Raw genomic sequence first — 13,320 nt, forward strand, 5'->3', positions numbered from 1 at the left:
AACTTTTCGCCGTCGATATCGGTGATTTTGAGACGATGGGCTGCGGTCATCCGCCGCCGCCCATCGTCACCGACATGAAGGCGCGGAAGGTGGCACCGGCTGGGCCAATGGGCCGGTTGCGTGACCACGCCAGGCCGACATCCATGCTGGGGATCGGCTCGACGAGGCCGCGCACCTCGATCCGCTGTCCCTCGAGGGACCACGGCCTGTAAACCATGTCTGACAGCACGGTGACGCCTATTCCCGCGGCCACGAGGGAACGCACCGCCTCCACGGAACTCGTCGTCAGAACGGTTTTGGGTGTGAGGCCTGCGGTGTCCCAATAGCGGGAGGCGGTTTTGCGCGCTTCGTCGACGGTCAGCATGATGTAGTCCTCGGCCGCGACATCGGCGAGGGTGATGTCCCGGCGGACGAGCAGGTGATGATCAGCGGAAAGCCACAGCCGGCGGTTTGAGCGCATCAGCACTTCCTGGACGAGGTCGTCGATATGCGCCAGGTTTGAGACCAGCATGACCGCCATGTCGATCTCCCCTCGCAGTAAGCCCCGTTCGAGGTCCTCTCTCGGAAGCTCGAGCAGCTCGACGTCGATTTGCGGATAGGTTTTGCGAAAGCGCGCATAGTGCCGCGACATGTAGTAGCCGACAACCGTATAGGTCATGCCCAGGCGGAGCTTGCCGGAGAGCCCGCTCTTTTCGCGCAGCGGGGTTCGCACCGCGGCGGCGACCGCGCCGGTTATGACCCGCGCATGTTCCAGAAATCGCGAACCCTCCATAGTCAGCCTTACGCCGGTGTGGGTGCGTTCAAAAAGCTTGACCCCCAGGTCCGCCTCCAGCCCCTTGATGGCCGCGGTGACCGCCGACTGCGAGAGATTCAGCTCGGCCGCGGCGTGGCTGACCTGGCCGGTTTCCGCCGTTGCAATGAAATAATCGAGTTGTTTCAGTGTGATGGTCATGATCTTGGCCCGGATATCTGTTTTTTTGATATCACAATCAAAAAACTACTATTTCACAAGTCCCCCGCGTTGCGTAAAAAATGCTGCAACGCCACAGAAGATGGCAGCTTCCAGGGGTAACAACACGATGACTGTCACACTGAACTGTGACATGGGCGAAAGCTTTGGCCTCTATAAGATGGGCGATGATGCCGGCATGATGCCGCTTATCGACGTAGCCAATGTCGCCTGTGGTTTTCACGCTTCCGACCCGGATCACATTCAAGCGACCGTGCTTCGCGCAAAAGCCAGCGGGGTGAAGGTCGGCGCCCATCCAGGCTTGCCCGATCTTCAGGGTTTCGGCCGGCGCGAGATGCGCATGACGCGCGACGAGGTGAGGAACAGCATCGTCTACCAGGTCGGAGCGCTCATGGGCTTCCTCAAGGCTGAGGGCGTGGAGCTGCACCACATCAAGCCCCATGGCAGCCTGTACTTCATGGCCACGAAGCAGGAAGCCGTTGCGCATGGTGTGTGCGACGCCGCCGAAATCTTCGGTGTGCCGCTCTTCGGCATGACCGGAACCCTGCACGAGAAGGTCTATCAGGAACGCGGCATTCCATTCGTCGCCGAGTTCTACGCCGATCTGGACTACGACGCTTCCGGCAAGCTCATCGTAACGCGAGTGCATGACGCCAAGGACCCTGCCGCGATGGCCGAGCGGTGCGTGCGCGCCATCACCGAGGGCAAGGGCACGACGGAAGATGGAGGCGTCTTCCCGGTCCGCTGCGAAACCATCTGCGTACATTCCGACACGCCGAATGCCCTCGAAATCGCAAAGGCCGTGCGCGACGCCATCGCACCCTGGCACTAAAGTCGATCCCAGCCGTCCCCACGGGCGGCTTTTTATCAGTTAGTCCGCAGATTTTTGGAGTTCGTTATGGCCCAGATTCTTTCGCCTCTTCCTGGTACCTTCTATCGGAGCCCTTCGCCCGACAAGCCGCCTTACAAGGTGGATGGCGATGCGGTGGCGGCGGGAGACGTCATCGGCCTCATCGAGGTGATGAAGTCGTTCCATGAGGTCACGGCCGAGGCGTCCGGCACCAACATCCGCTTCCTTGCCGACAACGAGGACCCCGTCATGGCGGGCGCCCCTCTCGCGGACGTCGACTGATGCTGAAGAAGCTTCTGATTGCCAATCGGGGCGAGATAGCAGTCAGGATCATCCGGGCGGCGCAGGATTTGGGTATCGCCACCGTGGCGGTGCATTCAGCGGCCGACACGGAGTCGCTGCATGTCCAGCTTGCCGATGAGGCCGTCAACATCGGCCCGCCGGCTGCGAAGAAGTCCTATCTGAACATCGAGGCGCTTTTGCAGGCGGCCCGCGATACCGGCTGTGACAGCGTTCACCCCGGCTATGGTTTCCTCGCCGAAAATGCCGCGTTCTCCGATGCGGTCACCGCTGCCGGACTGATCTTCGTCGGTCCATCCGGTGATGCGATCCGCCTGATGGGCGACAAGGTCTCCGCCCGTTCGGCTGCTGCGGCTGCCAATGTTCCGGTGGTGCCGGGCTCGATGGGCCGGGTGGAAGGCATCGAGGCAGCCCGCGAGGTGCTGATCGACACCGGCTTCCCGGTGATGATCAAGGCTGCCGCAGGTGGCGGCGGGCGGGGCATCCGCATCGCCAACTCGCTGGCCGAATTCGAGCAGGCCTTTCCGCAGGCCGAGGCCGAAGCGCTCGCAGCCTTCGGCGACGGTGGGCTCTATATGGAAAAGGTTATCGGCAAGGCCCGCCATATCGAGGTCCAGGTGCTGGCGGACGGAAACGATGCCATCCACTGCTACGAGCGCGAGTGCTCGCTGCAGCGGCGGCGGCAGAAGGTGTGGGAAGAGGCGCCATCGCGCGCGCTGCCTGACCGGTTGCGCGAAGAGCTCTGCGCCTCGGCGGTCGCGCTGGCAAAGGCCGTCGGCTATTCCGGCGCGGGCACGGTGGAGTATCTTTACGACGACGAGGCCGACCGCTTCTACTTCATCGAGATGAACACCCGCATTCAGGTGGAACACCCGGTCACCGAGGCGATCACGGGCATCGACCTTGTTGCCGAGATGCTGCGCATCGCCGGCGGCGAGAAGCTGCGGCTTCGCCAGAGCGATGTTTCGGTCAAGGGACATGCGATCGAGGTGCGGCTCAACGCCGAGGATCCCGCGAAGGATTTTGCACCGTTTCCCGGGCAGATTGGCGAGCTTCGTATCCCCGGCGGTCCCGGCGTGCGCTTCGACTCCATGCTCTATCAGGGCTATCAGGTGCCGCCCTTCTACGACTCGCTGCTCGCCAAGCTGATCATTCATGCCGAGACGCGGGAGGCTGCGATCACCCGTCTTGCCCGCGCGCTTCGCGAATTGAAGATCGGTGGCCTCAAGACCACCAAGCCGCTCTTTCTCGCGCTTGCCGCCGATCCGTCGGTGCAGGCCGGGGAGGTGCATACACGCTGGCTGGAAGGCTGGCTCACCGAAAACGCTGCATCATTGGCAGACTGAAAGGAGACCGATGTCGATACGTTTCAACTTCGGCGGTGACGAACACATCTTCGGTGAAGTGTCCGAGGAAATGTCGCTGGCCTCCTTCTTCACCGGTCTTTCAATGACCAACGCGGTGCGCGCAGCCGACATCAAGGGTGTGACGGAAATCTGCCCGGCGAACGCCAGTTTCCAGATACGGTTCAATCCGGACCTGATTGCGCCGCAGGACCTGCTCGTCGAGCTCAAGTCGATGGAAGAGGCAGCGTCCAAGGCAAATCCGGTGCTGAAGACCCGGATCATCGAACTGCCGGTTTATTTCCAGGATCCTTGGACGCATGAAACCTGCCTGCGCTTCCGCGAGCGTCATCAGGATCCTTCATCCACCGATCTCGAATACTCGGCTCGCATCAATGGCTATGCCACGGTGGAGGAATTTATCGCAGCCTATTCCGACCAGCCCTGGTTCGTCTCCATGGTCGGTTTCGTCGCTGGCTTGCCTTTCCTGTACCAGATGGTCGAGCGCCAGAGACAGATTCAGGCACCGAAATATCTTCGTCCGCGCACCGACACGCCCAAGCTCACCATCGGCCATGGCGGGTGCTTTGCGGCGATCTATTCGGTGCGGGGGGCAGGTGGCTACCAGATGTACGGAGTGACCCCCGCCCCGATCTACGATCCGGCCAGGAAGGTGCGCTATCTCTCCGACGAGATGTGCCTGTTCAAGCCAGGCGATATCGTCAAGTTCAAGTCCATAAGCCGCGACGACTACGACGCCACGCTTGAGGAGATCGAAGCCAATCGGTGGCAGCCGGTGGTGCGCGATTGCACCTTCAGCCTGACGGACTTCAACCGCGACATCTACGGCACCAACGCAAAGCTGACGGAGCTTATCAATGGCCGTTAAGGTAATCTCTCCCGGCCTCTCCACCTCTGTGCAGGACCTTGGCCGTCCGGGCCACTACCATGTCGGCATCCCCGAAGGCGGCGGCATGGACCGCTTCGCCACCCGCATCGCCAACCTGCTTGTCGGCAACGATCCTGGTGCGGCGCTGCTCGAAGCGACATTCATGGGGCCGGAACTCGAGTTCACGCAGGCTGTAACTGTCGCGGTCACCGGCGGGGAGCTGCCGCCCAAGCTCAACGGCGAGGAACGGTCGACCTGGGAAAGCTTTCCGGTGAAAGCGGGCGAGCGGCTTTCCTTTGGCTTCCTGAAGGGCGGTGCTCGCGCTTACATCGCCGTTTCCGGCGGCATCGACGTACCTTTGGCCCTCGGTTCGCGTTCCACCTATATTCTGGGCGCGCTCGGCGGCCATGAGGGCCGCACGCTGAAGGCAGGCGACGAGCTTCCTATCGGCCAGGGCTCCGGGATCGCCGGGCGTTCGCTGCCTGCCAACCTGCGCCGCGCGCAAAGCGCTCCGTCAGAACTGAGGATGCTTCCCGGCATCTACTGGCACCGGATCACCGAAGCCGCCGGCAAGCGGTTCTTCGAGGAAACATGGAAGGTCGCGCCGGAGGCCGACCGCATCGGCTATCGCTTCCGTGGTGGCACGCCACTGGAATTCATCGAGCGTGAGCAACCCTTCGGTGCAGGCTCCGATCCGTCGAACATTGTCGATGCCTGTTACCCCTACGGCTCCGTCCAGGTGCCGAGCGGGACCGAACCCATCGTTCTTCATCGCGACGCGGTTTCCGGTGGCGGTTATATGATGGTGGGTGTGGTTATATCGGCCGACATGGACCTGATAGCCCAGCTCCAGCCACACACGCCGGCCCGGTTTGTTCCCGTGACGCTGGAGGAGGCGCTCGTTGCTCGAGCGGAAGGCAACGCCGCATTGGCTCGCGCTGAAGAGTATCTGGCCGGTTGATATCGGCCAGGGGACTGCCGGCGGAGGAGCCGGAAGGGAGGGGATCGGTCGGCCAAAACCGGCCCCGGTGTGCCGGAAGACAAAATCCGGCGCGCGAAACGACAAGACGATGCCAGTAAATGGCGTGAATTTGGCCATCCGAGCGATCCGTTAGAGACCGCCGGAACCGACAGGGGAAGACACTCGCAACTTAGCTGGCCGCAAGGCCGGACGCTGCGCGCCTTTCCGTCGGCAACAAGAAGGAAAGGGACATGAGTCATCTGAGCGCGGAGAACGTCTCGGTGGCGTTTGCGGGGCTAAAAGCCCTGTCGGCTGTCGACCTCCAAATCACGCCGGGCCGTATCAGCGGCCTCATCGGTCCGAACGGCGCGGGGAAAACCACACTCGTCAATGTGCTGACGGGTTTCCAGACGCCTACGGAAGGTGCCGTGAAGCTCGACGGAGAAGCGCTGACGGGCCTCAAGCCACATCAGGTCAGGCGGCGCGGCATTGCGCGAACCTTCCAGGGCGGCCGCCTTTTCCGCGACCTGGCGGTGGTGGACAACCTCGAAGTGACGGGGGTGGGGCTCGGTATGAGCCGGCGCGCCGCCATCGCGGAGGCGGAAGCGATGCTCGACTGGATCGGCATCGCTTCGCTGGGCTCGCGTATCGCGGGAACCTTGCCCTATACGGACGAGCGACGGGTAGCCATCGGTCGTGCCCTCATGGGCCGGCCCGCCTACATCCTGCTCGACGAACCCGCGGCCGGAATGAGCGGGCCGGAATCGAAGGAGCTTTCGTCACTCATCCGCCGCATCGTGACCGATTTCGGATGCGGCGTCCTGCTCATCGAGCACAATGTCGGGCTCGTGCTCGGCCTTTGCGAGCATATCGTCGTGCTCGATTCCGGAGCCATCATCGAGGAAGGCCCGCCGGCGTCAATCCGCGTCAGCGAGAAGGTGCGCCACGCCTATATGGGCACGGCCGCAGATGCCAACCTGCCCGTGCTGGAGGTGATGGAATGAGCCTGCTTTCCCTTTCCGATATCACCATCCGCTACAGCCGGCTGACGGCGGTTCGCGATGTTTCCTTCTCGATGGACGAGGGAGAAATCCTGTTCATCACCGGCCCGAACGGAGCCGGAAAGTCGTCGCTTCTGCGAGCGATCGCCGGGGTCACGTCGGTGGCGGGCGGGCGGATCGACCTTGCCGGCCACGAAATCACAAGCCAGGCACCGGAGAACATCGCCCGGCTCGGCTTTTCCATGGTGCCGGAGGGACGGGAGGTCTTCGGCTCTCTGACCACCGAGGAAAATCTTCTGATCGGCACCGGCATGCACGCCAGCGATCGCGGCTGGCGCGCACGGGCGACGACCCAACTGGAAGCCATCTACGCAACCTTCCCAATCCTGAAGGACCGGCGCCATGGACAGGCAGGACTGCTTTCGGGCGGCCAGCAGCAGATGCTGGTGATCGGACGCGCGCTGATGACCAATCCTAAGCTGATCGCCATCGACGAGCCTTCGCTTGGCCTTGCGCCCAACATCACCGACCAGGTGTACGAGCGGCTGATCGCTCTGCGCGCACAACGTGGGCTTACGCTCCTCATCGTCGAACAGAGTTCGGCCCGCGCGATGATGGTGGGGGGGCGGATGATCCTGATGCGCGGCGGTCAGATCGTGCTCGACGGCGACGCCCGCACGCTGGGCAATGGCGAGGCGATCCAGGCTGCCTATTTCGGCTACGAGGACCATTGAGATGCTGCAGATACTGTTCGACGCACTCTCGCTCGGTTCGCTGTATGCACTCGGCGCACTCGGCATCGCCCTCATCTTCGGCGTCATGCGGCTCGTGAACTTCGCCCATGGCGACGTCATCGCCTTCTGTGTCTTCGCCCTGTTGTGGCCATCCACGGACGCAATGGCCATCGTCTTTGCCGGTCAATTGCCGTGGTATCTGCTGGTGCCCTTCGTTCTCCTGTGTGGGGCGGGTCTGTCGGTGCTGTGCGAAATCGTGGTCTTCCGACGCTTCCGGAATGCAAATCCGGCGACGATGATGATCGCCTCTTTCGCGCTTGGCTTCGTAATCCGCTACTTCCTGCTGATGCTGTACAGCAGCCGGCCGAAATCCATCTCGCTGCTGCCGACACTTTCCCAGCCGGTCGAAATCTTCGGCGCGCGGCTGCCACTCCTGCAACTGATAACGATCGTCATGACCATGGCCATCCTGATCGGCCTGACGCTGTTCCTGCGCCAGACCCGCTTCGGCCTGGAAATGCGGGCGGCGGCGGAAAACTTCTCGATGGCGCGCATGCTCGGGGTTCGCGCCAATAGGGTGATCATGGGCGCGTTTGCGCTGTCGGGCGCGCTTGCCGGGGCCATAGCCCTGATCTTCGGCAGCCAGACGGGCACCGCCGACATCCAGATGGGCGCCTCTATCATGCTGATGGCCTTCATTGCCACCGTCATCGGCGGCCTGGGCAGCCTTGGAGGGGCGGTACTTGCCGGCTTCCTGCTGGGAGCGGCTTCGGTGGTCATGCAGGTCGTGCTGCCTGTCGACGCCCGGCCTTTCCGCGACGCCTTCGTCTATGGCGCCGTCATCCTCGTGCTCCTCTTCCGTCCTCAGGGACTCATTGCCGCCCGCGGCACCAAGGAAAGGGTCTGACCCATGTCCGCAGTGGTATCTGAAACTCCGCTTGCCGGCGATGTCGTGGCCGCGAAAAAGCCGGCGCGTTTCTCGCTGGCGCGCCGCACGATCATAACGCCGATCCTGCTCTCGCTTTTGCTGATCTCCATCACTCTGATTACCGTGATGACGGGGTCGCGCCCCTTCAACCAGACGGTGATCGACGTTCTCGTCCGCGTCATCTTCGTCGTGGGGCTCTACATTTTCATCGGCAATTCGGGAGTGCTCAGCTTCGGGCATGTCGGCTTCGCCTGCCTAGGTGCCTATGCCACCGCCTGGCTCACCATCAATCCCATCATGAAAAGCAGTGCCTTGCCGGGGCTGCCCGAATGGCTGCTGCAGATGCGGCTTCCTTATTGGGAGGCCGCGGTTCTTGCCGCGCTTTTTGCCGGGGTGGCGGCGCTGATATTCGGCAGGGTGTTGATGCGGCTTTCAGGCATCGCCGCGTCGATCGCCACGTTTGCCGTGCTGGCGATGATCAACACCATCTATTCCAACTGGGACAGCGTTACGGGGGGAACCTCGTCGGTCGTCGGCATTCCCATCATCCGCACCATCTGGCCATATCTGATCGGTGCCGTCGTCGCCGTCTTCATCGCCTGGGCACATGCCATTTCGCGTTCCGGCCTTGCGCTTCGTGCGGCACGGGACGAACCCATCGCAGCGTCGGCATCGGGCGTTGACATCCCCAGGGAACGGCTCGTGGCTTTCGTGGTTTCGGGCGCGGTGATGGGTTTGGGCGGCGCGCTTATGGCGCACTCAATCGGTGTCGTTACACCCGACACCTTCTATCTCAGCCTGACATTCACAACCCTCTCCATGCTGGTCGTCGGCGGCATGGGCAGTCTTTCAGGCGGAGTGATCGGTGTCGTGCTTCTGTCCGCCCTCATCCAGGCGCTGCGCTGGTTCGAGGCGGGCGTACCGATGGGCGAGTCGACTTTCGCACTGCCGAAGGGGCTTCAGGAAATCGCCCTTGGCATCATCATGATCGTGATCCTCGCGCTTCGCCCATCCGGGCTCATGGGCAATCGCGAAGTCACCTTACCCCGCAGAAACCGTGGCTAACCGGCGGCCGGAAGCCGACCGGAAATCAACAAGGAGATGTCGATGGCATACAAGATGAGAATTGCGATGACAGCTTTTGCTGTGTTGTCGGTGGCGTACTCCGCTCTGGCCGATGACGACAAGATCGTCGTCGGTTTCGCCACAGCGGAATCGGGCTTCATGGAAGCCTATGACAAACCCGCCCAGGAAGCGGCCATGATCCGCATTGAGGAGATCAACGCGGCGGGCGGTCTGCTCGGCAAGCAGATCGAGGTGGTCAAGGCCGACACCAAGTCCGACCGTGCAGAAGGGGCCAAGGCGGGTCTTTCGGTGCTCGACGGGGGCGCGGATCTTGTGGTCGTCTCATGCGACTACGACTTCGGATCCCCAGCCGCGCTGGCCGCTGAGGATGCAGGCCAGGTCTCGTTCTTCCTGTGCGCGGAATCGATCAAGGCCGGTATCCAGGGCGTCGGCCCGCACAGCTTCTCGGCCTCGGTGCTGGCGCCGGTTCAGGGTGCGACCATGGCCGAATGGGCCTTCAAGGAGAAGGGAGCAAAGGATTTCTACCGACTGCTCGACACCTGGACGGTCTACAACAAAGGCATCTGCGACGGCTTCGACTGGATGATGCCGAAGCTCGAAGCTCAGGGTGCGAAGCTTGTCGGTGAAGATACCTTCAAGAACGAGGACGCTTCCATCGCCGCGCAGATCACCCGCATCAAGTCCCTGCCCAAGGAGCCGGATGCGATTATGCTGTGCACCATGATGCCGGGCGCCGTCTCGGCCATCAAGCAGCTTCGCGCCGCCGGCATCAATTCGATGATCCTGAACGGCTCGGGCGTCGATGGCAGCTACTGGCTTTCCGCTGTGCCGGACCTGTCGAACTTCTTCGTTCCTGTTCAGGGCTCGATCTATGGCGACGATCCGAGTGCCGACGTCAACAAGTTCAATGCCACCTATAAGGCAAAGACCGGTGCCGATCCGTCGAGCCAGTACGTCTATCCCGGTTATGTCATGATCGACATCTGGGCCAAGGCGGTTGAACGCGCAGGCACCACAAAGGCCGACGCGGTCGTGGCGGAGCTGGAGAAGATGAAGGATGAGCCGACACTGTTTGGTACCCGCACCTTCACGCCAGAGCTGCATCACCAGAATAAGGCACGCTACCTGATCGTCGAAACCAAGGCCGGCAAGCCCGGCGTCGTCGGCAATTGGACGATCTCTGAGCCGGTCCCGATGGAAGCCCTGCTGAAGTAACGGACAGAAGAAGGGCCGGACCAGCTCCGGCCTTTCATGCAAAAGGCCCGGTTGTGTTTACCGGGCCTTTTGTCTTTTCCGTGAGGGATATTTCGGACTCAAGGGCGTCGTCTGGATCGCGCCTTGGTAACTTGAGATGTTCGCTACCCGCGCGCCTTGCGATAGGAATCCTTCAGCGAGATGAGGTCGCCTGAAAAGGCGAAGATATCGCAGCCATCGACTTCAACGCGCTGCCCCGCCGTCGTGGTGCCGACGAAGCGCCAGGACGAGAGGCCGGTATCGCCCGTCACGACGTGACGCCCATTGGTCCAGGCGGCTTCCGGGAAGGCATCGAAAAACGCCGCATAAGCTGCGCGCACGGCGTTTCGTCCCAAATGCCTGCGCCCTTCCGCGTCGGGACCGGCAGAACCGTGGAAGGCGCAATCCTCGGCCATGCAGTCCATCAGCGCGTCCACGTCGCGAGCATTCCATGCCGCCAGGAAACGGTCGAGAACCGAAAGCCTGCGGGCGGAGAGGTCACTGTTCACGACCTCGACCTCTAGGAAGGCGAGGGGCGTCTCGCCCGCATTGATGACATTGTGGGCCACGCCAGTCCGCCGCGAATAGGGAACGCCCTGGGTGAGCGCGGCCTGTGATTGCGTGCCGTCAGGACCCTCGAGACCGAGTTTGCCATCGGTCAGAGGCACGATGACGTAATCATGGCCGTGGATGTGCCACCCCGTCTCAGCCCCGGTGGCAAAGCGCCATTCGGTCACACGGAAACGGTCGTCGTCTATATGGGTAACGGGTTCAGCTTTCGGACGGCTCATTCCAATCCCTCCTCTGTCATGGCGCCGGTCAGGCGTTCGAGCGTCCGGCCCATGCGTGCCATGATCTCCCTGACATCGTCTTCCGTGGAAATCAGTGGTGGGCACAGCGCCAGCTGGTCGCCAATGGCGCGGAAGATGAGGCCTTCCTCGTGGCCGATCCCTGATGCGATAGCGCCCGCTCGCCCGACCGTCGCGAAGGGGCGCTTGGTGGCCTTGTCGGCCACCAGTTCGACGGCTCCGATAAGACCCGTGCCGCGCGCTTCGCCGACCAGGGGGTGATCGGCAAAGGAGCGGATGCCGGCCTGGAACGACGCCTCAAGCCTGGCGGCGTTGCCGATCAGATCGTGTTCCTCGAAGATGGCGAGGTTTTCCAGCGCCACCGCGGTCGCCACCGGATGGCCTGAGGCCGTGAAGCCGTGGCCGAAATTGCCGATGGTTGCCGTGTTGTCGGCGATCGCCTGATAGATTGCTTCCGAAAACACCACGGCGGCCAGCGGCATGTAGGACGAGGTGATCTGCTTGGACAGCGTCATGATATCGGGCGTGAAGCCGAATTTCTGGCAGCCGAACGGTGTGCCGAGACGGCCGAAACCGCAGATCACCTCATCGGCGATCAGGACGATGTCGTTTGCCCGACAGATCTTCTCAACACCTTGCCAGTAGCCGGACGGGGGCGGCAGAACGCCGCCGGCGGCCATGACCGGCTCGCCGATGAAGGCGGCAATGGTGTCGGCACCTTCCTCTGCGATTACGGCTTCGAGTTCGGCGAGCAGGCGCGCGGTGAAGGCCGTTTCGTCCTCGCCTTCCCTGCCGAAACGGTAGAAGTGCGGGCAGGTCAGGTGGCGAACCGGGATCGCCGGCAGGTCGAAGTCGCGATGGTTGACCGGCAGGCCCGTCAGGCTGCCGGAGGCGACGGTGATGCCGTGATAGCCCTTGGTGCGTGCCAGGAACTTCTTCTTTTTGGGCCGGCCGAGCGCGTTGTTCATGAACCACATCATCTTGACGATGGTGTCGTTGGCTTCCGAGCCCGACGACGTGAAGAACACGCGTGTCAGGTTCTCAGGTGTCATCTCCACGAGCTTCTCGGCGAGCCGGATGGAGGGCTCATGCGCCTTTGAGGAAAAGGTGTGGTAGTAGGGCAGCTTGAGCATCTGCTGATAGGCCGCTTCGGCCAATCGCTTTTCCGAGAAGCCGACGGCCACCGACCAGAGCCCGGCGAGGCCCTCGATATACTCCTTGCCGCGCTCGTCATAGACGCGGATGCCGTCGCCTCGGCTGATGACCAGCGGGCCGGTTTTCTCGTGCTGGCGCAGGTTGGTGTAGGGATGCATCGTAGTGGCGATGTCGGCTGCGGCGAGAGAGTTGGAAAGCGCGTCCATGAAAGTCCTCAGCGGCTTGGGGAAATGGCAGGGGTTTTGAGTTCGGGGTATTCTTCGGTCCCGTGTGCTTTGCGCAGATTGCTTTCGCAGAGCAGCGGATCGGTCGCAAGCAGCATGATGAACCTCAGCAATGCGTGTCGATGACCCGCCGCATCAGCGCGGCGACATCACGCGCATTGGGCGGATCGGAGTGAATGCATACCGTGCTGAAGGATATCGGGCGCACCGTATTGTCCGTCGTCACCAGTTCGTTCCTGGTGAGCGCTCGCGCCATGCGGTCTTCGGCGAGCGGCAAATCGATGGCCGACTGGACGCGGGGAATGATCAGGCTGCCGTCCGGCGCATAGGTGAGGTCGGGGAAGAATTCGCCGATGAACTTCACGCCGAGCGCCTGCGCCGCCGTCTCGTGACAGGTTCCGGCCATGCCGAAAAGCGGTACGCCGAACGGCTTTACGGCAGTGGCAATGGCCCGGGCGGTGTCCATGTCGCGCGCGGCCATGCCGTAGACGATGCCATGCGGCTTCACATGGCTGAGCCGACCGCCCTCGGCTACCAGCGTCCCGGTCAGAGCGCCGATCTGGTAGAGGAAGGCTGCGGTCAGTTCTTCCGGCTGCAGTTTCATTTCGCGCCGCCCAAACCCCTCGCGATCCGGAAGGGAAGGGTGCGCGCCGACCTTCTTGCCATGCGACAGCGCCAGCCGGACCGTCTTCAGCATCGTCCATGGGTCGGAGGCATGGAAGCCGCAGGCGATGTTGGCACAGTCGATGTATGGCATGATGCCGGTGTCGTCGCCGAAGCGCCAGTTGCCGTAACTTTCGCCCATGTCGCAGTTCAGGGTGACCATAGTTTGCGTCC

At 62.5% G+C, this 13,320-nt stretch carries 14 protein-coding genes; 10 read left to right on the forward strand and 4 right to left on the reverse strand.

Features of this window, described 5'->3' with window-relative positions:
• Positions 1 to 46 precede the first annotated feature (46 nt).
• Complete coding sequence (locus tag BM413_RS24935; RefSeq protein ID WP_091917562.1) at positions 47 to 952, reverse strand: LysR family transcriptional regulator; 906 nt, start codon at positions 950 to 952, stop codon at positions 47 to 49.
• 127 nt (positions 953 to 1,079) lie between these two features.
• Here BM413_RS24935 and BM413_RS24940 point away from each other — a divergent pair, with 127 nt between their 5' ends.
• From BM413_RS24940 to BM413_RS24985, 10 genes are all read left to right on the forward strand, one after another.
• Positions 1,080 to 1,802 carry a LamB/YcsF family protein gene (locus BM413_RS24940; protein WP_091917563.1) on the forward strand — a complete coding sequence of 241 codons (723 nt, stop codon included), beginning with the start codon at positions 1,080 to 1,082 and terminating at the stop codon, positions 1,800 to 1,802.
• Positions 1,803 to 1,868: 66 nt separating this feature from the next.
• Positions 1,869 to 2,102, forward strand: a complete 234-nt coding sequence (locus BM413_RS24945) for an acetyl-CoA carboxylase (protein ID WP_091917564.1) — start codon at positions 1,869 to 1,871, stop codon at positions 2,100 to 2,102.
• Positions 2,102 to 3,466: an acetyl-CoA carboxylase biotin carboxylase subunit gene (locus BM413_RS24950; RefSeq protein WP_091917565.1), complete on the forward strand. Its 1,365-nt coding sequence runs from the start codon at positions 2,102 to 2,104 to the stop codon at positions 3,464 to 3,466. Before BM413_RS24945 ends, BM413_RS24950 begins: the two co-directional genes overlap by 1 nt.
• Before the next feature lie 10 nt (positions 3,467 to 3,476).
• Positions 3,477 to 4,352 carry a 5-oxoprolinase subunit B family protein gene (locus BM413_RS24955; RefSeq protein WP_091917566.1) on the forward strand — a complete coding sequence of 292 codons (876 nt, stop codon included), beginning with the start codon at positions 3,477 to 3,479 and terminating at the stop codon, positions 4,350 to 4,352.
• Entirely contained in the window at positions 4,342 to 5,313 is a 972-nt protein-coding gene (locus BM413_RS24960) for a 5-oxoprolinase subunit C family protein (RefSeq protein ID WP_091917567.1), read from the forward strand. Before BM413_RS24955 ends, BM413_RS24960 begins: the two co-directional genes overlap by 11 nt.
• Positions 5,314 to 5,564: 251 nt before the next feature.
• Complete coding sequence (locus BM413_RS24965; RefSeq protein ID WP_091917568.1) at positions 5,565 to 6,317, forward strand: ABC transporter ATP-binding protein; 753 nt, start codon at positions 5,565 to 5,567, stop codon at positions 6,315 to 6,317.
• The gene (locus BM413_RS24970; protein WP_091917569.1) at positions 6,314 to 7,048 is read left to right on the forward strand and encodes an ABC transporter ATP-binding protein; all 735 of its coding nucleotides are present in this window, start codon (positions 6,314 to 6,316) and stop codon (positions 7,046 to 7,048) included. Before BM413_RS24965 ends, BM413_RS24970 begins: the two co-directional genes overlap by 4 nt.
• Position 7,049: 1 nt before the next feature.
• The gene (locus tag BM413_RS24975; protein ID WP_091917570.1) at positions 7,050 to 7,955 is read left to right on the forward strand and encodes a branched-chain amino acid ABC transporter permease; all 906 of its coding nucleotides are present in this window, start codon (positions 7,050 to 7,052) and stop codon (positions 7,953 to 7,955) included.
• Between the two features lie 3 nt (positions 7,956 to 7,958).
• Positions 7,959 to 9,041: a branched-chain amino acid ABC transporter permease gene (locus tag BM413_RS24980; RefSeq protein ID WP_091917571.1), complete on the forward strand. Its 1,083-nt coding sequence runs from the start codon at positions 7,959 to 7,961 to the stop codon at positions 9,039 to 9,041.
• Positions 9,042 to 9,083: 42 nt separating this feature from the next.
• Positions 9,084 to 10,277: an ABC transporter substrate-binding protein gene (locus BM413_RS24985; protein WP_091917618.1), complete on the forward strand. Its 1,194-nt coding sequence runs from the start codon at positions 9,084 to 9,086 to the stop codon at positions 10,275 to 10,277.
• Between the two features lie 143 nt (positions 10,278 to 10,420).
• Here the strand turns inward: BM413_RS24985 and BM413_RS24990 are convergent, their stop codons facing one another.
• The 3 genes from BM413_RS24990 to BM413_RS25000 form a co-directional block, all read right to left on the reverse strand.
• The gene (locus BM413_RS24990; protein WP_091917572.1) at positions 10,421 to 11,086 is read right to left on the reverse strand and encodes a nuclear transport factor 2 family protein; all 666 of its coding nucleotides are present in this window, start codon (positions 11,084 to 11,086) and stop codon (positions 10,421 to 10,423) included.
• Positions 11,083 to 12,465, reverse strand: coding sequence for an aspartate aminotransferase family protein (locus tag BM413_RS24995; RefSeq protein ID WP_091917573.1), 1,383 nt, complete (start codon positions 12,463 to 12,465; stop codon positions 11,083 to 11,085). The genes BM413_RS24990 and BM413_RS24995 overlap by 4 nt, the downstream gene beginning before the upstream one ends.
• A 124-nt stretch (positions 12,466 to 12,589) precedes the next feature.
• The gene (locus BM413_RS25000; protein ID WP_091917574.1) at positions 12,590 to 13,309 is read right to left on the reverse strand and encodes a LamB/YcsF family protein; all 720 of its coding nucleotides are present in this window, start codon (positions 13,307 to 13,309) and stop codon (positions 12,590 to 12,592) included.
• Between the last annotated feature and the right edge of the window lie 11 nt (positions 13,310 to 13,320).

Source organism: Mesorhizobium sp. YR577 (assembly GCF_900116595.1).
Taxonomy (GTDB): domain Bacteria; phylum Pseudomonadota; class Alphaproteobacteria; order Rhizobiales; family Rhizobiaceae; genus Mesorhizobium_M.

Coding starts and splice junctions, on each gene's coding strand:
- BM413_RS24945 (WP_091917564.1), top strand. CDS start 1,869: ATGGCCCAGATTCTTTCGCCTCTTCCTGGTACCTTCTATCGGAGCCCT.
- BM413_RS24965 (WP_091917568.1), top strand. CDS start 5,565: ATGAGTCATCTGAGCGCGGAGAACGTCTCGGTGGCGTTTGCGGGGCTA.
- BM413_RS24950 (WP_091917565.1), top strand. CDS start 2,102: ATGCTGAAGAAGCTTCTGATTGCCAATCGGGGCGAGATAGCAGTCAGG.
- BM413_RS25000 (WP_091917574.1), bottom strand. CDS start 13,309: ATGGTCACCCTGAACTGCGACATGGGCGAAAGTTACGGCAACTGGCGC.
- BM413_RS24995 (WP_091917573.1), bottom strand. CDS start 12,465: ATGGACGCGCTTTCCAACTCTCTCGCCGCAGCCGACATCGCCACTACG.
- BM413_RS24955 (WP_091917566.1), top strand. CDS start 3,477: ATGTCGATACGTTTCAACTTCGGCGGTGACGAACACATCTTCGGTGAA.
- BM413_RS24970 (WP_091917569.1), top strand. CDS start 6,314: ATGAGCCTGCTTTCCCTTTCCGATATCACCATCCGCTACAGCCGGCTG.
- BM413_RS24935 (WP_091917562.1), bottom strand. CDS start 952: ATGACCATCACACTGAAACAACTCGATTATTTCATTGCAACGGCGGAA.
- BM413_RS24985 (WP_091917618.1), top strand. CDS start 9,084: ATGGCATACAAGATGAGAATTGCGATGACAGCTTTTGCTGTGTTGTCG.
- BM413_RS24975 (WP_091917570.1), top strand. CDS start 7,050: ATGCTGCAGATACTGTTCGACGCACTCTCGCTCGGTTCGCTGTATGCA.
- BM413_RS24960 (WP_091917567.1), top strand. CDS start 4,342: ATGGCCGTTAAGGTAATCTCTCCCGGCCTCTCCACCTCTGTGCAGGAC.
- BM413_RS24940 (WP_091917563.1), top strand. CDS start 1,080: ATGACTGTCACACTGAACTGTGACATGGGCGAAAGCTTTGGCCTCTAT.
- BM413_RS24980 (WP_091917571.1), top strand. CDS start 7,959: ATGTCCGCAGTGGTATCTGAAACTCCGCTTGCCGGCGATGTCGTGGCC.
- BM413_RS24990 (WP_091917572.1), bottom strand. CDS start 11,086: ATGAGCCGTCCGAAAGCTGAACCCGTTACCCATATAGACGACGACCGT.